General features: G+C 71.6%; 18 protein-coding genes and 1 riboswitch. Of the genes, 8 read left to right on the top strand and 10 right to left on the bottom strand.

Features of this window, described 5'->3' with window-relative positions; all coding sequences use genetic code 11:
- The first annotated feature begins 5 nt into the window (after positions 1–5).
- The 6 genes from ACFV1W_RS01730 (at position 6) to ACFV1W_RS01705 (ending at position 8,321) form a co-directional block, all read left to right on the top strand.
- Positions 6–1,034 carry a carbohydrate ABC transporter permease gene (locus ACFV1W_RS01730; protein WP_380411951.1) on the top strand — a complete coding sequence of 343 codons (1,029 nt, stop codon included), beginning with the start codon at positions 6–8 and terminating at the stop codon, positions 1,032–1,034.
- Complete coding sequence (locus tag ACFV1W_RS01725) at positions 1,031–1,858, top strand: carbohydrate ABC transporter permease (RefSeq protein ID WP_380411949.1); 828 nt, start codon at positions 1,031–1,033, stop codon at positions 1,856–1,858. Before ACFV1W_RS01730 ends, ACFV1W_RS01725 begins: the two co-directional genes overlap by 4 nt.
- Before the next feature lie 6 nt (positions 1,859–1,864).
- Positions 1,865–3,418, top strand: a complete 1,554-nt coding sequence (locus ACFV1W_RS01720; protein ID WP_380411947.1) for a glycoside hydrolase family 3 protein — start codon at positions 1,865–1,867, stop codon at positions 3,416–3,418.
- A 372-nt stretch (positions 3,419–3,790) separates the two neighbouring features.
- A complete protein-coding gene (locus ACFV1W_RS01715; RefSeq protein ID WP_380412437.1) occupies positions 3,791–5,065 on the top strand; it encodes an extracellular solute-binding protein in 1,275 nt (424 codons plus the stop codon).
- 202 nt (positions 5,066–5,267) lie between these two features.
- Positions 5,268–6,353, top strand: coding sequence for an SIS domain-containing protein (locus ACFV1W_RS01710; protein ID WP_380411944.1), 1,086 nt, complete (start codon positions 5,268–5,270; stop codon positions 6,351–6,353).
- A gap of 447 nt (positions 6,354–6,800) precedes the next feature.
- Positions 6,801–8,321, top strand: coding sequence for a sensor histidine kinase (locus tag ACFV1W_RS01705; protein ID WP_380411942.1), 1,521 nt, complete (start codon positions 6,801–6,803; stop codon positions 8,319–8,321).
- 444 nt (positions 8,322–8,765) lie between these two features.
- Here ACFV1W_RS01705 and ACFV1W_RS01700 read toward each other — a convergent pair whose 3' ends face one another.
- Positions 8,766–9,017, bottom strand: coding sequence for a WhiB family transcriptional regulator (locus ACFV1W_RS01700; RefSeq protein ID WP_014138019.1), 252 nt, complete (start codon positions 9,015–9,017; stop codon positions 8,766–8,768).
- Between the two features lie 369 nt (positions 9,018–9,386).
- Entirely contained in the window at positions 9,387–10,358 is a 972-nt protein-coding gene (locus ACFV1W_RS01695) for a diacylglycerol/lipid kinase family protein (RefSeq protein ID WP_380411939.1), read from the bottom strand.
- Between the two features lie 51 nt (positions 10,359–10,409).
- Here ACFV1W_RS01695 and ACFV1W_RS01690 point away from each other — a divergent pair, with 51 nt between their 5' ends.
- Positions 10,410–10,826 carry a hypothetical protein gene (locus ACFV1W_RS01690; RefSeq protein WP_380411937.1) on the top strand — a complete coding sequence of 139 codons (417 nt, stop codon included), beginning with the start codon at positions 10,410–10,412 and terminating at the stop codon, positions 10,824–10,826.
- 95 nt (positions 10,827–10,921) lie between these two features.
- Here the strand turns inward: ACFV1W_RS01690 and ACFV1W_RS01685 are convergent, their stop codons facing one another.
- The 7 genes from ACFV1W_RS01685 to sodN form a co-directional block, all read right to left on the bottom strand.
- The gene (locus ACFV1W_RS01685) at positions 10,922–11,914 is read right to left on the bottom strand and encodes an RNA polymerase sigma factor SigF (RefSeq protein ID WP_380411934.1); all 993 of its coding nucleotides are present in this window, start codon (positions 11,912–11,914) and stop codon (positions 10,922–10,924) included.
- A 157-nt stretch (positions 11,915–12,071) separates the two neighbouring features.
- Positions 12,072–12,482: an anti-sigma regulatory factor gene (locus tag ACFV1W_RS01680; protein WP_380411932.1), complete on the bottom strand. Its 411-nt coding sequence runs from the start codon at positions 12,480–12,482 to the stop codon at positions 12,072–12,074.
- Between the two features lie 260 nt (positions 12,483–12,742).
- Positions 12,743–13,219, bottom strand: a complete 477-nt coding sequence (locus ACFV1W_RS01675; protein ID WP_380411929.1) for a GNAT family N-acetyltransferase — start codon at positions 13,217–13,219, stop codon at positions 12,743–12,745.
- 9 nt (positions 13,220–13,228) lie between these two features.
- Entirely contained in the window at positions 13,229–13,612 is a 384-nt protein-coding gene (locus ACFV1W_RS01670) for a nuclear transport factor 2 family protein (protein WP_380411927.1), read from the bottom strand.
- 91 nt (positions 13,613–13,703) lie between these two features.
- Entirely contained in the window at positions 13,704–13,973 is a 270-nt protein-coding gene (locus ACFV1W_RS01665) for a hypothetical protein (RefSeq protein ID WP_380411926.1), read from the bottom strand.
- Entirely contained in the window at positions 13,904–14,941 is a 1,038-nt protein-coding gene (locus ACFV1W_RS01660) for a FecCD family ABC transporter permease (RefSeq protein WP_380411924.1), read from the bottom strand. Before ACFV1W_RS01660 ends, ACFV1W_RS01665 begins: the two co-directional genes overlap by 70 nt.
- A 126-nt stretch (positions 14,942–15,067) precedes the next feature.
- Positions 15,068–15,177: riboswitch (cobalamin riboswitch) on the bottom strand.
- A 99-nt stretch (positions 15,178–15,276) separates the two neighbouring features.
- Complete coding sequence (gene sodN / locus ACFV1W_RS01655) at positions 15,277–15,672, bottom strand: superoxide dismutase, Ni (protein WP_030057980.1); 396 nt, start codon at positions 15,670–15,672, stop codon at positions 15,277–15,279.
- Positions 15,673–15,929: 257 nt separating this feature from the next.
- Between sodN and sodX the strand changes: the two genes are divergently transcribed.
- Positions 15,930–16,292, top strand: a complete 363-nt coding sequence (sodX, locus tag ACFV1W_RS01650) for a nickel-type superoxide dismutase maturation protease (RefSeq protein ID WP_380412436.1) — start codon at positions 15,930–15,932, stop codon at positions 16,290–16,292.
- Positions 16,293–16,300: 8 nt separating this feature from the next.
- Here the strand turns inward: sodX and ACFV1W_RS01645 are convergent, their stop codons facing one another.
- On the bottom strand, positions 16,301–16,888 hold the full coding sequence (locus ACFV1W_RS01645) for a CGNR zinc finger domain-containing protein (RefSeq protein ID WP_380411921.1): 588 nt from the start codon (positions 16,886–16,888) through the stop codon (positions 16,301–16,303).
- Positions 16,889–17,085 lie beyond the last annotated feature (197 nt).

Genomic DNA, 17,085 nt, shown 5'->3' with positions numbered 1-17,085 from the left:
GAACGATGGCTGTGCATTCGGATCGGGTGCGGACGCGGTCCCCGGAGTCAGGGAAGGCCGTTGTGGCCGAGATCGACACCAGTGCCGCCGGCGGCGGGGCCGAGGCCGCCGCGCCGAAGCGCACCAGACCGGCGGGCGGACCGGGCATCGGCTCCCGCCTCGCCCCGTACCTGCTGCTGCTGCCGGCCGTCGTGGCGACCATCGTCCTGCTCGGCTGGCCGCTGCTGAAGACCTTCCTGCTGTCGTTCCAGGACCTCAACCGGCGCCAGCTGGTGATGCACCTGACCGAGTGGACCGGCTTCGACAACTACAAGGAGCAGTTGGGCGACCCGGAGTTCTGGTCGGTCACCGGCCGCACCGTCGCCTTCACCCTGGTCAACGTGGTGCTGATCATGGTCGGCGGCACTCTGGTCGGCCTGCTGCTCAACCACCTCGGCAAGAGGATGCGGCTGGCGCTGTCGATCGCGCTGCTGCTGGCCTGGGCGATGCCGGTGGTCGCCGCGACCACGGTCTACACCTGGCTGTTCGACGAGCAGTGGGGCGTCGTCAACTGGCTGCTGGACCAGCTGGGCTGGCACTCGATGGCGCACTACAACTGGATGAGCGACGAGTACTCGACCTTCTTCGTCGTCATCCTGCTGATCGTCTGGCAGTCGATCCCCTTCGTCGCCTTCAACATGTACGCCGGGCTGACCACCATCCCCAAGGAGCTCTACGAGGCCGCCCGGATGGACGGCGCAGGCTCCTCGAAGATCTTCAGCGCGGTGATCTTCCCGAACCTGAAGCCGTTCTTCCTGGCCACGACCTTCCTGGAGGTCATCTGGGTGTTCAAGTCCTTCACCCAGATCTACGCGATCAACGGCGGCGGCCCCGAGAAGCTCACCCGGACCCTGCCGGTGCACGCCTTCCTGGAGGGCTCGGGCAGCCAGCACTACGGCGTCGGCGCCGCGATCGCGGTGCTCACCATCCTGATGCTGGGCGTCCTGATGGCCTACTACTTCCGCATCATGATCAAGCAGGAGGACGAGCTGTGAGGCGCTCTCTCTTCGGACGTGCCTGGCCGAACGTGATCGCGGTCGTCCTCATCGTCTTCTTCGTCTTCCCCGTCTACTGGATGATCGCGACCGCGTTCAAACAGAACAACGACATCATCAGCAAGACGCCGGTCTTCATCCCCTTCGACGCGACCTTCGAGCACTTCACCACCGCGGTCGACGCGCCGAACTTCTGGACGTACGTCACCAACAGCGTCACCGTCACGGTCGGCGCGGTGCTGATCTCGCTGGTGGTCGCGACCCTGGCGGCCTTCGCCGTCGCCCGGATGAGGTTCCGCGGCCGCAAGGCCTTCGTGCTGGTCATCATGATGGCGCAGATGGCGCCCTGGGAGGTCATGACCATCGCGGTCTACATGATCTCCCGCGACAACGACATGCTGAACAGCCTGCTGCCGCTGACCCTCTTCTACATGATGATGGTCCTGCCCTTCACCATCTGGACGCTGCGCGGCTTCATCGCCGCGGTGCCGAAGGAGCTGGAGGAGTCGGCCATGGTGGACGGCTGCACCCGCACCCAGGCCTTCGCGAAGGTGATCCTCCCCCTCCTGGCCCCCGGTCTGATGTCGACCTCGCTGTTCGGCTTCATCACGGCGTGGAACGAGTTCCCGCTCGTCCTGATCGTCAACAAGGAGCAGGGCAAGACCCTCCCGCTGTGGCTGTCCTCCTTCAAGACGGCCTTCGGCAACGACTGGGGCGCGACCATGGCGGCCTCCACGATGTTCGCCATCCCCGTGCTGATCCTGTTCGTCTTCCTGCAGCGCAAGGCGGTCGGCGGTCTGACCGACGGCGCCGTGAAGGGCTGAGCCACCGTGAGCATCCTCGTACCCACCGCCCCGGCCAGCGACCAGCTGCACCGGGACGCCCTGACCGTCCTGCAGCCCGGCTTCGTCGGCACCGAGCCGCCCGCCTGGCTGCGCCGCCACCTGGCCGCCGGGCTCGGCTCGGTCGCGCTGTTCGACCGCAACGTGGTCGACCTCGACCAGCTCTCCACGCTCACCCGGGCGCTGCGCGCGGAGAACCCCGACCTCCTGATCGCGATCGACGAGGAGAGCGGCGACGTCACCCGGCTGGAGGCCGGCTCCGGCTCCTCCTGGCCGGGCAACCTCGCCCTCGGCGCGATCGACGACCCGGCGCTGACCCGGGACGTCGCCCGCGAGCTGGGCCGGGCGCTGGCCGCGGCCGGCGTCAACTACAACTGGGCGCCCACCGCGGACGTCAACTCCAACCCGCGCAACCCGGTGATCGGCGTGCGCTCCTTCGGCGCCGACCCGGAGCTGTGCGCCCGGCACACCGCCGCCTGGGTGGAGGGCCTGCAGTCGGCCGGAGTGGCCGCCTGCTCCAAGCACTTCCCCGGCCACGGCGACACCGCGGTGGACTCGCACCACGGCCTGCCGGTCATCGACGTCGACCTGGACGTGCTGCGCGCCCGCGACCTGGTGCCGTTCCAGGCCGCGATCGCGGCCGGCACCAAGGCGGTGATGACCGCCCACATCATGGTCCCGGCGCTGGACCCGAAGCTGCCGGCCACCCTGAGCCCGACCGTGCTGCGGGACCTGCTGCGCGCCGCCCCGGCCGACGGCGGCCTCGGCTACCAGGGCCTGATCGTCAGCGACGCGATCGAGATGGGCGCCATCGCCGACACCTTCGGCATGGGCGAGGGCACCGTGCTCGCGCTGGCGGCCGGCGCGGACGCGATCTGCGTCGGAGGCGGGCTGGCCGACGAGGAGACCGTGCTGATGCTGCGCGACGCCATCGTGGCGGGCGTGCGCTCCGGCGGGCTCTCCGAGGAGCGACTGGCGGACGCCGCCGACCGTGTCCGGGCACTGGGCAGCTGGGGCCGGATCGCGGCCCAGGGCGAGCAGCCCGAGCCGGACCTCGCGGTGGGCCTGCGGGCCGCCCGCCGGGCGCTGAAGGTGGTCCGGGCGCCGGGCCGCGAGGTGCTGCCGGTGAGCGAGCGCCCGTACGTGGCCTCGTTCTCGGACGAGCCGAACATCGCGGTCGGCGACGTGACCCCGTGGGGCGTGGCCGGGATGCTGGCCGACCGCTTCCCGGGCAGCCGCACCCGCGAGGTGTCGGCCGCCGAGGCCGTGCCGGAGCTGCTGGACGCGCTGGTCGCCGAGCTGGTGGCCGGCGCCGAGGGCCGCCGCCTGGTGCTAGTGGTGCGGGACGCGCACCGGCACGCCTGGATGGCCGCTGCGCTGAGCCGCCTGGTGGCGGCCCGGCCGGACGCCGCCGTGGTGGAGATGGGGCTGCCCCAGTCCGAGCCGGTCGGCGGGCTGTACGTCGCCACCCACGGCGCCGCCCGGGTCTGCGGGCTGGCGGCCGTGGAGGTGCTCACCGGGCAGCCGGGAGCGATCGGCTGAACCGCACGGGGCGACGTCACCGGCCGTGTCCGGGAGGCATCGGCCGACGGGCCCGTCATGTGCATGCCACATGGCGGGCCCATCCCGCTTCCCGGCTGTCGACCTGCGTCGTCGCCATGTGACCGCGTCCCCTCAAGAGGGCCTTGGATCCGCCTTGAGCGCGACCTGGGGTGACAGGCCGACGACCGATCGCCACCGAACTCCGACAGGTGCAACGGAACGACAACGGCCTTGACAGGAAGGGGAGTTGAGCGTTGACACCACCGTTGGTCTAGGCCAAAGTCCACTCCAGTCCCTCCCGGCACCGCCCTCGGCTCTAGCACCTCGGAGAATGACGTGACGAAGCGTCAGTTCGTGTCCGCATTCGGAATCATGACCCTGGCGGTCGGACTGACGGCCTGCTCCTCGTCCGGATCGCCCTCGGGCGGCGGGAGCGCCGCGGCGGACCCGAAGGCCGCCACCGGCACCGTGACCGTCTGGCTGATGGACGACGCCCAGAAGAACTGGCCCGACCTGGTCCAGCGGGTCAACGACGAGTTCGCGGCCAAGTACCCGCGGGTGAGCCTCAAGCTCGCGTACCAGGGCTGGGCCGACAAGGTCGGCAGGCTCGACAAGGCCCTCGCCGACGGCAACGCGCCCGACGTGGTCGAGCTGGGCAACACCGAGACGATGAAGTACGTGCTCTCCGGCGCGCTCGCCCCGGTGGACCGCACGACCTTCGACAACTCCGACAGCTGGATCAAGGCGCTCGCCAACACCTGCGCCTACCAGGACAAGCTGTGGTGCGTCCCGTACTACGCCGGGGCCCGGGTCGCCATCTACAACTCCTCCGCCTTCCAGCAGGCCACCGGCAGCGCCGAGTTCCCCAGGAGCGAGAGCGACCTGCTGACCGCCCTGGACAGGATCTCGGACAAGAACCGGAGCGACCGGACCTTCTCCCCGCTCTACCTGCCCGGACCGTACTGGTACGCCGCGATGAGCTACGTGGCCGCGTACGGCGGCAGCATCGCCAGGTTCGACAGCTCCGGCAACTGGCACGGCACCCTGCACGACGCCAGGTCCCAGCAGGGCATCGGCCACTTCGTCGACCTCGTCCGCAGGTACAACAGGGGCGACCTGACGCAGAACGAGCAGGACCAGTACCAGGCGATGGCCCGCGGACACGCCGCGTCCTTCTACGGCAACGGCTTCGAGGCGGCCGGCGTCATCGCGCCGGTCACCGGCGACCCGGGCCTCAAGGACGCCGTCAAGGTGGCCACCATGCCCGGCCCGGACGGCAAGCCGCTGCCCACCTTCATCGGCGGCTCGGACCTGGCCGTCACCGCCAAGTCCCAGCAGGTGCTGCCGGCCACCGACTGGATCCGGATGTTCACCAGCGCCAAGTCCGAGCAGGCGCTCGCCGACAAGGACATCCTGCCGAACAACCTCACCCAGCTGAACCCGCTGAAGACCAAGCCCACCACCGCCGCCGCGGCTAACGCCGTGCCGGACGCCTGGTTCACCCCGCTGGCGCCCGGCTGGGGCGCGGTGGAGAAGCAGAAGATCATCCCCGGCATGCTGACCGCGATCCTCAGGGGCAAGTCGGTGGACCAGGCCACCAAGGACGCCGACGCGGCGATCGACCAGCTGATCAACAAGCCGTCCTGACGGTCCGGATCCGTACCGCAGAGCGCCCCCGGCCCGCCCCTCCCGCCCTCCGGGAAGCGGCGGTACGGGGGTGCCACGGCGGGGGCGCGCTCGTAGGATTGCCCGCGAAGAACCGCAGCGAGTGTGCGGACTCGCCGCCGTGGAGGTCCCCGCCGGGCAACCCGCCCGGGCGGGGTCGACCCGTCCCATCGGAGGCATCCAGATGTCCGACCCGCACACCGGTTCCGTCCCCGGCCGGATCATGGCGGCGGAGATGGCCGAGCAGCCGGCCGTCCTCCAGCGCATCCTCGACGAGGGAGCGCCGAAGATCCGCGAGATCGCGGCCGGGATCGCCGCCCGCAGCCCCCGTTTCGTCCTGCTCACCGCGCGCGGCACGTCCGACAACGCGGCGCTCTACGCCAAGTACCTGGTCGAGATCCTGCTCGGCAAGCCGGCCGGCCTGACCTCGATGTCCACCATCACGGCGTACGGCGCCCAGCCGGACCTCACCGACGTCCTGGCGATCACCGTCAGCCAGTCAGGGGGCTCGCCGGACCTGGTGGCCTCCACCAAGGCCGCCCGCGAGGCCGGGGCCATCACCCTCGCCGTCACCAACAACCCCGACTCCCCGCTCGCCGAGGTCTCCGAGTTCCACATCGACGTGCTGGCCGGCCCGGAGAAGGCGCTGCCGGCCACCAAGACCTACACTGCCGAACTGCTGGCGCTCTACCTGCTGGTCGAGGGTCTGCGCGGCGATGGGGGCACCTTCCGCCCGGAAGCTGGGGGAGGCTCGGCCGTCAAGGAGCTGCCGGGCCTGGCGGCCGGCGTGCTGGCCCGCCAGGCCGAGGTGAAGGCGCTGGCCGAGCGCTACCGCTTCGCCCAGCGCCTGGTGATCACCTCGCGCGGCTACGGCTACCCGACCGCCCGGGAGGCGGCGCTGAAGCTGATGGAGACCACGTACATCCCGGCCACCCCGTTCTCCGGCGCGGACCTGCTGCACGGCCCGCTGGCCATGGTGGACAACGTCTCACCGGTGATCGCGATCGTTCCGGACGGCAAGGGCGGCGAGGCCCTCCAGCCGGTGCTGGACCGGCTGCGCGGCCGCGGCGCGGACCTGGTGGTGATCGGGCAGCAGGCCCAGGTGGACGCCGCCTCGGCGGGCTTCGCGCTGCCGGCCGGCGTGCCGGAGGAGGTGCAGCCGATCCTGGAGATCCTGCCGCTGCAGCAGCTGGCCTACGAGGTCACCATCGCCCGCGGCCAGGACCCGGATGCCCCGCGCGCCCTGGCCAAGGTCACCGAGACCCACTGAGGCCGCCACTCGCCCACTCGCCTACGGCGGCCCGGCCCGGGGTGGCGAACCGGTCCCCGTCCACAGGCTGTGGACGGGGACCGGCCCGCTGAGCGGCGGAACGTGGTTCGCGGGGTCGCGGAAAGGGCCGGCAAACACTACGGGCCACGGCGCCGACACGGGACCCTCAACCCGTGCGGCACCGCAGCCCGGAGCTGTCGTCGGGCACCGGTGTCGATCGAGGACTGTGCGGTGTCCTCGATCGGCGGCGTCCGACCGAGGAGAAGCCGCGCGCGGTCAGGGCAGTTGCGCGGCGGGCCTCTCCTTGGTGCTCCTCCATTGTGGACTAGACCAATCCGGGTTGTCCAGGCCACCTGGCAAATTGGTCTAAACAACTCCGGGCAGTCGTCCACCGCCACCGCGCGGTCCGCCGAGCCCGCCCCCGACCGGCGGCGCTACCCTCGCCATGTGCCCTCGTTGAACGAACTCGTCCGCCGCCACACCACCCTGACCGGGGCCGACGTGGAATGGCTCCACATGCTGGTCTCGGAGTGGCAGCTGCTCTCCGACCTCTCCTTCGCCGATCTGGTGCTGTGGATCCCCACCTGGGACGGCATCCGCTACGTCTCGGTGGCGCAGATGCGGCCCAACACCGGACCCACCTCCTACCAGGACGACATGGTCGGCCACCTCGTCCCGCGCGGGCGCCGCCCGCTGCTGGACGCCGCCTTCGACGAGGGGCGGATCGTGCGCGAGGGCGATCCGGAGTGGCGCGAGGAGGTGCCGGTGCGGGTCGAGTCGATCCCGGTCCGGCGCGAGGGCAAGGTGCTCGGGGTGATCGCCCGCAACACCAACCTGCTGACCGTCCGTACTCCCAGCCGGCTGGAGCTCACCTACCTGCAGAGCGCCTCCGACCTGGCCCAGATGATCGCGGCCGGCAGCTTCCCGTTCCCCGGCGTGGAGCAGGCCGACATGGACGCCGCCCCCCGGGTCGGCGACGGCCTGATCCGCCTGGACGCGGACGGCATCGTCACCTACGCCAGCCCCAACGCCCTCTCCGCCTACCACCGGCTCGGCCTCACCTCCGACCTGGTCGGCAGCCACCTCGGCCGGGCCACCGCCGACCTCGCCCCGCCCTCCCGCTCGGCCGTCCACGAGGCGCTGGTGAAGCTCGCCAGCGGCTGGGCGCCCCGGCAGACCGAGGTGGAGGCGCAGGGGGGAGTGGTGACCCTGCGCGCCATCCCGCTCAAGCCCAAGGGGACCCTCACCGGCTCGCTGGTGCTCTGCCGGGACGTCACCGAGCTGCGCCGGCGCGACCGCGAGCTGATGACCAAGGACGCCACCATCCGGGAGATCCACCACCGGGTGAAGAACAACCTGCAGACCGTCGCCGCCCTGCTCCGGCTGCAGTCCCGCCGGATGGAGTCCGAGTCCGGCCGGGCCGCGCTCGACGAGGCGGTGCGCCGGGTCGGCTCGATCGCGATCGTGCACGAGACGCTCTCCCAGGCGCTGGACGAGCAGGTGGCCTTCGACGAGATCGCCGACCGGGTGCTGGCGATGGTGATGGAGCTGTCCCAGGACGGCCGGGTGGCGACCCGCCGCAGCGGCAGCTTCGGCATCCTCTCCGCCGAGGTGGCCACCCCGCTGTCGATGGTGCTGACCGAGCTGCTGCAGAACGCCCTGGAGCACGCCTTCGGCCCGACGGCCTCCGGGAACCTGGAGGTGAGCGCCCTGCGCGGACGGGCTCCGGCGACCGGCAAGGGCTGGTCGGACAGCTGGAACGGCGGCGCCCGGCCGGAGGAGTACCTGCTGATCACCGTGCAGGACGACGGCCGCGGCATGCCCGAGGGCTTCGACCCGAAGACGGCCGGGAACCTCGGGCTGCAGATCGTCCGGACGCTGGCCACCGGCGAGCTGGGCGGGACCTTCGACATGGTGGCCGGCCCCGACGGCGGGACCAAGGTGATCCTGGAGATCCCGGTGCGTTGATGCGTTGCGGCGCGCGGCCGGGGCGTGCGTTCGGCGGGCGCGCCGGGTGCACGCTCCGTGCGCCGGGGGGCGAATCGGGTCGCGGAACGGGCGTGCGGAACCAGGGGTGGGGGCGGAAACAGAAACGAGGCCCTGTCGACCGGGGGGGGTGGGTCGACAGGGCCTCTCAACCCGTTCCGGCCGTCGGGGGGAGTCGGCCGGAGCGGGGGCTCTGGGTGGTGCGACACCTGACATGTGCGTTGCACACGGTGAGCGCCACAGCTCCACGATATTGCTCTAAGTGAACAGTATCAAGTGGCTGGACGGTCCTGTGTCGCGGGACCTCGCCGGGCAAGGCCCTTGGTGCGGAAGGCTTCACCAGGAGGTGCAGGGAAGCCTTTGATCATGTGTTGATCGGTACGGCGGTTACTGCTGGTGCTACGGCGTGTGATCAGACGCTGCTGATCAGGCGGTGCGGGCGCGGTTGCGGGCGGCACGGCGCTTCATCGCGCGGCGCTCGTCCTCGCTCATACCGCCCCAGACGCCGGCGTCCTGGCCGGTCTCGAGCGCCCACTGGAGGCACTGCTCCATCACCGGACAGCGGCGGCACACGGCCTTGGCTTCCTCGATCTGCAGCAGAGCAGGACCGGTGTTCCCGATCGGGAAGAACAGCTCCGGGTCCTCTTCGCGGCAGACAGCGCGGTGGCGCCAGTCCATGGTCGTCCAACTCCTCCTGCCGCGGGGGGTGGCCCGATCGGCATAATCGAATGGCTTGTGAATGTGAACGCTTTCACGAATCCCACAACAGCAAAAGAGACCAGAGGCCGCCGGGCCCGGGTGGTCTGTGCTGGGAGGGGATTCGGCGATTCGAGGGACACCCCGCGGTCGGTGCTCCTGTGGTTCCGGAGTCGCCGTCGCTGCGACGTGTCCCGATCGCCATGTAGAGGTTCGCAAACCTCAGGCTCGGATACAACCCCCTTCGGGGAGGAATTTTTGATTCTTCGGTGTCGCCTAGCTCACAGCCAGTACTTCTATGGAGTGAAGGGGGCTTGTGCGTTCGAGAAGAAGGGCGAACCCCGCTTCCGGTCACACAATCACACGCAGTGCCCGCCGTACGCCTGTGAAACTGACGCGACTCCGGTCTCCAAGATGGTCCCCGTCGACCTGGAACGGGACGGGTTCCTGGGAAACCAAGGTGAAGTGCCTGACGTCGTGATAGGAGACGACGTGTTTTCCGGACGGGCCGGCAGGCGGGGCGCCGTCGCTCGAAGGCGTGTGCGACCGCAGGATCTGACGGACCGTTCGAGCCGTGCCGAACGCCGTCATCCGGGTGACGCCGAAGACGTCCAGATCCGTGTCGAAGGAGGCGAGGGGCGAGGGATAGACCGGACGGTTGCCGAGGAACGTCCACGGCGAGGTGTTGCTGACTATGGCCAGCACCAGGCCCGGAACGGCTTCGCGGCCCGGGAGTTCGAGGACGACCGGCCCCGAGCGGCGCTGCTCACGCTGGGTGAAGTAGTGCCGGAGGGCCTGCCCGACGTACAGCGCGTGGGTGGACCTGCGGCCGGCCCGGCGCTGCTCCTCGACCCGGCCGACCACCCCGGCGTCGAAGCCGAGGCCGGCGGTGAAGGTGAACCAGCGGTCCGGCAGGCCCTCGGTCATCGCCTTGCCCAGCCCGATCGGCCGCTCGTGCCCCCGCTCCAGCGCGTTCAGCAGGGCGCCGGTGGCCTCCACCGGGTCGTTGGGCAGGCCCAGCGCGCGGGCGAAGACGTTGGTCGAACCGCCCGGCACCACGGCCAGTCGCGGGACCTTCTCGCCCGGGCCGTGGGTCAGCAGCCCGTTCACCACCTCGTTGACGGTGCCGTCACCGCCGAGCGCCACCACCAGGTCCACCGTGCCGTCCGCCGCCGCCTCGCGGGCCAGGTCGCGCGCGTGGCCCCGGTACTGCGTCTCGGCGACGTCCAGCTTGAGGTCGCTGCGCAGGGCGTGGATCAGTACGTCCCTGGTCCGGCCACTGGTGGTGGTGGCCTTGTGGTTCACGACCAGGAGAGCGCGCATGGGGGAAAGCCTACGGGGCGGTACGGACCGGTCGGCGGCTACCCTGCTGGAGTGACCGCAGAAACCTCCGCCCCCGCATCCGCTCGCCCGGTTTCGCTCACCCTGGGCGCCGCCATCACCGCCCTGGAGGGCGCCGCGCTGGCCGTCGTCGGCGTCTCGGACATGGTGTCCGCGCTGTCCGGGCAGGCCAAGCAGCTGGCCCTGAACGAGTTCGGCGGCCTGGTCATCGTGCTGCTGGGGGTGCTGCCGGTGCTGGCCGCCCGGGCGCTGCTCAAGGAGCGTCGCTGGGGCCGCAGCCCGGCGGTGCTGACCAACTCGATCTGCCTGCCGGTCGCTTACTACATGACCCAGAGCGGCGGCGCGATGGTCGCGGTCGGCGTGCTGGTCGGCCTGCTCGGCCTGGTGGGCATCGGCGCGCTGCTCAACCCGAAGTCCACGGCGGCCCTGTACGCGCCGCGGGAGAGCTGAGCGCACGGGGCCGCAGGGAGGCCCCGGAGCGCCCCGGACAGCCGGGACGGCCGCCACAGCGGGAGCTGGGCGGCCGTCGGTATTCCCGCGCGCGGTCACTCCTCCACGAGGAGCTTCTCCCGCAGCTGGGCCAGGGTCCGTGCCAGCAGCCGGGACACGTGCATCTGGGAGATCCCCACCTCGGCGGCGATCTGCGACTGGGTCATGTTCCGGAAGAACCGCAGCACCAGGATCTTCTGCTCGCGGGGCGGCAGTTGGGCCAGCAGCGGCTTGAGCGACTCGCGGTACTCGACGCCCTCCAGGGCCTCGTCGGTGGCGCCCAGGGTGTCCGCCACGGCCGGCGACTCGTCGTCGCTGTCCGGCACGTCCAGGGACAGCGTGGAGTACGCGTTGGCGGACTCCAGGCCCTCCAGGACGTCCTCCTCGGAGATGCCCAGGTGCTCGGCCAGCTCGTGCACCGTGGGGGAGCGGCCGTGCCGCTGGGAGAGCTCGCTGGTCGCCGTGGTGAGCGACAGCCGCAGTTCCTGCAGGCGGCGCGGGACTCGCACCGCCCAGCCCTTGTCGCGGAAGTGCCGCTTGATCTCGCCGACGATGGTCGGCGTCGCGTAGGTGGAGAACTCGACCCCGCGCTCGTGGTCGAAGCGGTCCACCGACTTGATCAGTCCGATGGTGGCGACCTGGGTCAGGTCGTCCAGCGGCTCGCCCCGGTTGCGGAACCGGCGGGCGAGGTGCTCGACCAGCGGGATGTGCATCCGCACCAGCTGGTTGCGCAGCTCGACGCGCTCCGGGGAGCCCTCGGGCAGCGCGGACAGCCGGACGAACAGCGCGCGGGCGGCCTCCCGGTCCGGGGCGCCGGTGCGGTGCGAGCCCTGGGCGGGCACGGCCCCGTGCAGCTCCGCGGCGTCCTCCGCCGGTTCCGGCGGAGGAGCGGAGGCGGGCGTCGGCTCGGACGTCGGCTCGGTCGGGTGGCTCATCCGGTGGGCGTCCTTCGGGTGCGCTTCGTCGTTGGCGGCGAGGCCGGAAACGCTCGCCTGGGTCGGTACGGCAGGTCCCGCCGTCGCGAGGCCGGTACGGTCCAGATCACTCACGGCCATTCCCCCGTTCCGTTCCGGGAGCACCGGGGCCGTCGGCCCCGGCATCGTCTCGTTGGTCGTACCGCCCGGGGGCGGTACCGGGAGCCGCCCGCCGGGCCCCCGGGCGGGGAACGGCGGACGGCCCTTGCAGGGTGCTGCTGCTCGGTGCCCGTCAGTGGGCGGCGGACCCGCCGCGCTTCTTGTGCAGGCTGATCGACACGGTGTTGTCCTCCGCGACCGAGGAGTCCACCTCGCCGGCCAGCGCGGAGAGCACCGTCCACGCGAAGGTGTCGCGCTCGGGCGCCTTGCCGTCCGTGGTCGGAGCGGCGACGGTCACCTTCAGCGAGTCGCCGACCAACCGGAACTCGCAGGACAGCACGGAGCCCGGCACCGCCTGCTGGAGCAGGATGGCGCAGGCCTCGTCGACCGCGATCCGCAGGTCCTCGATCTCGTCGAGGGTGAAGTCCAACCGGGCCGCGAGCCCGGCCGTTGCTGTTCGCAGCACGGAGAGATAGGCCCCCGCCGCGGGCAGCCGGACCTCCACGAAGTCCTGAACTCCGAGATCGCTGTCGATCTGGGACACCCTTGCCTCCTGGGTGACGCGCTGTGCTTGCTTGGTTCCCCCGGTGGGGGGCCGTTGCTACCGCTGTTCTACCGCTACCGGTTCCGCCGTTGGTACCCCTAACCGGGGGTATCGAAGCCGAAGTTCCGCCAGCGTCGGGCGTGTCCTCCGCACCCGGTGCGGGAGTTACTCATGGTAAGGCATTGCGACGCAGGGTGGCAGGGCCTTTGTCCGTACTCCATTCCCCGGGACCGGCACTACGTCGCCCGTGCTCCGGGTGTTCAACGGCTACCGGCGGCCCGGAGTGCCTCGCCGGTGAGCCGGTAGACGGTCCACTCGTCCATCGGAACCGCGCCGAGCGACTTGTAGAAGTCGATCGAGGGCTGGTTCCAGTCGAGCACCGACCACTCCACCCGCGCGTAGCCGCGCTCGACGGCGATCCGCGCCAGCTCCAGCAGCAGCGCCTTGCCGTGGCCGCCGCCGCGGGCCGCGGGGCGGACGTACAGGTCCTCCAGGTAGATCCCGTGGGTGCCGCGCCAGGTCGAGAAGTTGAGGAACCAGACCGCGAAGCCCACCGGCTCGCCGGTGGCGTCGTCCTCGGCGATCAGGCCGAACAGTGCCGGGTCGGCACCGAACAGCGCCTCGCGCAGCTGCTCCTCGGTGGCCACCGCCTCCTGCGGGGCCTTCTCGTACTCCGCCAGTTCGCGGATCATGGCCAGGACGACGGGGACGTCGGTGACGACGGCGGTGCGGATCATGCCGCGAGCCTACTGCTCGGGCCCGGTCTCGTCCCAGGCCTGGACGGAAGTCTGGTCGACGATCCGGCCGTCCCGCAGATCGGCCATCGACGCCATGAGCACCCGCACCCCGTCGGGGTAGCGGCAGGACTCCAGGAAGGCGACGTGGTCGCCCTGGACCACCACCTGTTCCAGCTTGTGGGTCATCTCGCGGCCGTAGACGTCGTCCAGCATGGCGCCGATCTCGTCCCGCCCGTGCATCACCAGGGGGTGGCTGGGCTGGGTCGTGCGGTCGACCACGCGCAGCTCGGCGTCCTCGGCGTACAGCGCCAGCAGGGCCTCCGCGTCGCGGCGCTCGATGCCCTCGCGCAGCGCTCGGGTGTCGAAGGCGGCGGGGGCCGCCATGGTGCTCATGGTCTCGCTCCTCCGGTCGGGTTCCGTCGGCTTCGCACCTTCGAGCGTACGCCCGACCGGAGGCTTCGAACGGGGGCTCCCGGCGGGCCGGTCAGCCGGCCGGGACGGTGCGCAGGAAGTCGGCCGGGGTGCCTATCGCGGCCGGGTTGCGCGGGCTCTCGACCAGGTCGGCGTAGTCCATGACGACGATCCGGTCGTTCCTGATCGCGGAGACGTTCGCCAGCGGCGGGAAGGACTTGAGGAAGGCCCGCTTCTCCTCGGCGCTCGGGGTCGCGTAGCTGTTGATCACGATCACCTCGGGATCGCGCCGCACCACGCTCTCCCAGCCGGCGGTGACCCAGGTGTCCGCGAGGTCGCCCATGATGTTGGTGCCGCCGGTCCTCGCGATGACCGGGTGCGCGAGGCGATGTCCACCCAGACCAGCAGCAGCACCCCCGCGAGCGGCGCGACCACCAGCACCCGGCGGTGCCCGGCGCCGACCAGCATCCGGGCCAGGTGCGGCACCAGCAGCCCGACGAAGCCGATCGCCCCGCTGACCGCGACCGCGGTGCCGGTGACGGCGGCGGTCACCGTGAAGAGCTCCCGGCGCAGCCGGCCCGGGTCCACGCCGAGCGAGGCGGAGGTCTCGTCGCCCATGGCGAGTGCGTCCAACCGTCCGGCGGCGAAGGCGAGACGGGCCAGCCCGGCCAGGACGGTGCCGGCGGCGATCGGCACCGAGCCCCAGGTGGCGCCGCCGAGGCTGCCGAGCAGCCACATCATGGCGTCACGGGCGGCCTCGGCGTGGTCGGCGGAGAAGACCATCAGGGTGGTGGCGGCGGAGAAGCCGTAGGAGAAGGCGGTGCCGGTGAGCACCAGCCGCAGCGGGGTGAGCCCGTAGGCGGTGCGGGCGGCGAGGTAGACCAGCGCCATGGCGGCCAGCGCGGAGCCGAACGCGGAGACGGAGATCGCCCACACCCCGAGCGAGGCGAAGGCGCCGAACAGCAGCACGGCGTTGGCGCCGACGGCCGCGCCGGAGGAGATGCCGAGCACGAAGGGGTCGGCGAGGGCGTTGCGCACCAGCGCCTGGACGGCGACCCCGGTGGCGGCCAGTCCGGCCCCGACCACGGCGGCCAGCACGGTGCGCGGCAGCCGGATCTCCCAGACGATGGCGTACCCGGCGGCCTCGTCCGCGGCCAGCCGGCCACCCGTCAGCCCGGCGCCCAACAGGCGCAGCGCCTGCGGGAGTTCGATCCCGGAGGCGCCGAGCGCGACCCCGCAGAGCAGGGAGAGCAGCAGGGCGGCGGCCAGGCCGAGGGCGAGCGGGACGGTCGATTCGGCGAACGGGATCACTCACGTGCGGTCGCGCCTTGCCACGGGCCGCGGGGTGTGCCGGGGCGGGCGCCGGCCGGGGGACGTGCCCGGGCGCCTTCCCCTCGCAGTCCACGGCGAGTTGTCGGGAGGTCAGCGGCCGGGGGCGATCGGGCTGGCGCGACCCGAGGGCTTCGGGCCGTGCTCACCGTTGCGGGTCAGCGCCGGATTCGCACCGGACTTCCCCCTCGGACGCCCCGGGCAGCATAACAGTCACTCATGCCGAGCACTCCTTACCGGCGCGGATCGCACGTGAACGCACGGCCGCCCCCGTCCGACGGATCGGGCGGGGGCGGCCGGGTGGCGACGCGTCAGGCTCAGGCCTGCTTGGTCTCCCAGAAGATCTTGTCGACCTCGGCGATCAGGTCCAGCAGCGCCTGGCCGGTGGCCGGGTCGGTGGACGCCTTGGCGGCCGAGGCGGCCTTCAGGGTGTCGTTGATCAGCTTGTGCAGCTGCGGGTACTTCTCGAAGTGCGGGGCCTTGAAGTAGTCGCTCCACAGCACCGAGATGTGGTGCTTGACGGCCTCGGCGCGCTGCTCCTTGATGATGATGGCGCGGGCGCGGAAGTGCGGGTCCTCGTTGGCCTGGTACTTCTCCTGGGTGGCCTTGACCGACTCGGCCTCCAGCTTTGCCTGCGCCGGGTCGTACACACCGCACGGCAGGTCGCAGTGGGCGTGGGCGGTGGCACGCGGTGCAAACAGACGAGAGAACATGGGAGTCCTTCCTTAGATCGTCTTCCCGCGCCCGAGACTACCCTTCCGGCCTCCGGGTTTCGCGGCCGGGCGGTGGGCCTAGGGCAAAAGGCGGACCCGCAACCGGGGTAATCCGGACATCGAACGGATGACGGTCCGTACGGCAGACTGGGGACGGGCGGCCAGGAGGAGGAGTCGTGTCGCGGAGCACGGAACCGCAGGGCGGCGCGGGCGGCGGCGTGGTGCCGTTCGGGCTGGTCGACGTGGCGGGCCCGTCGATGGTCCCGACCCTGCGCGAGGGCGACCAGCTGCTGGTCCGCTACGGCGCGCCGATCCGGCCCGGCGCGGTGGTGCTGTTCCGGCACCCCTTCCAGCAGGACCTGCTGGTGGTGAAGCGGGCCGCCGAGCGCCGCGCGAAGGGCTGGTGGCTGCTGTCCGACAACCGCCCGGTGGACAGCGACAGCCGCAGCTACGGCCCGGTCCCCGACGAACTGGTGCTCGGCCGGGTCCTGCTGCGGTTGCGCCCGAGCCCGGCCTGGCTGGCGCCGGGCCGGAGGCTGGAGCGGCTGCTGCTCGGCCCCCGGCTGTCCCGGCTGCCGGGCCTGGCCCGCCGCCTCGGCGTGTGGGTCGAAGAGGTCTGATCCGCCGGCTAGCCCCCCGGGTGCAGGGCGGCCTCGGCCTCCTGCCGCTTGCGGGCCCGGTACGCGGCGACGTTGGCGCGGGTGGCGCAGCGGTCGGAGCAGTAGCGGCGGGAGCGGTTGGTCGAGGTGTCCAGGTAGGCGTTGCGGCACGGCGCGGCCTGGCAGATGCCGAGCCGGTCGGCGCCCAGCTCGGTGAGGTGGACGGCCAGGCCCATGCAGGCCACGGCGCTGAAGTGCGCGGTGGCGGTGGGCGAGTTGTCGGCCAGGTGCAGGTGCCAGCGCGGCCGGCCGGCGTCGTCCAGGTGGTCGTGCCCGGAGACCAGCGGGCTGACGGGGTACTCCATCAGCAGGCTGTTCAGCAGGTCGACGGCCCGGACCTCGTCGCCCTCGGCGGCGGCCTCGAAGACCCCGCGCAGCCTGGTCCGCACCGCCCGCAGCCGGGGCACGTCGGACTCGTCGGCCAGCGCGGCGGCGCGGGCGGAGTCGGAGAACAGGGCGCGCACCGCGTCCACCGAGGTCAGCGTGTCGGTGCCGCGCTCGGGTTCCTCGGTGTTCACCAGCCGAACGGCGAGATCGGCGTACGAGGCGAGCTCCACGGCGGTCCTTCCAGGGGGTTATTGGTAACGGGCTGACTGCTTCCAGCCTATTACCCGGCTGGGGAAAACGGCGGCGCCCGGCCCGGCATTGCCCGGCCGGGGCCCCCCGGACGGGGGGAGAGAACCCATGGGTTGGATGGCCCGGGGGGGGCGGGGGGGGGGGTTGTGTGGCCCCCCCGGGGGGTGGGGGGCGGGCG

Source organism: Kitasatospora sp. NPDC059648 (genome assembly GCF_042734825.1).
Classification (GTDB): domain Bacteria; phylum Actinomycetota; class Actinomycetes; order Streptomycetales; family Streptomycetaceae; genus Kitasatospora.
This window is presented reverse-complemented; position numbering and strand designations above follow the sequence as displayed.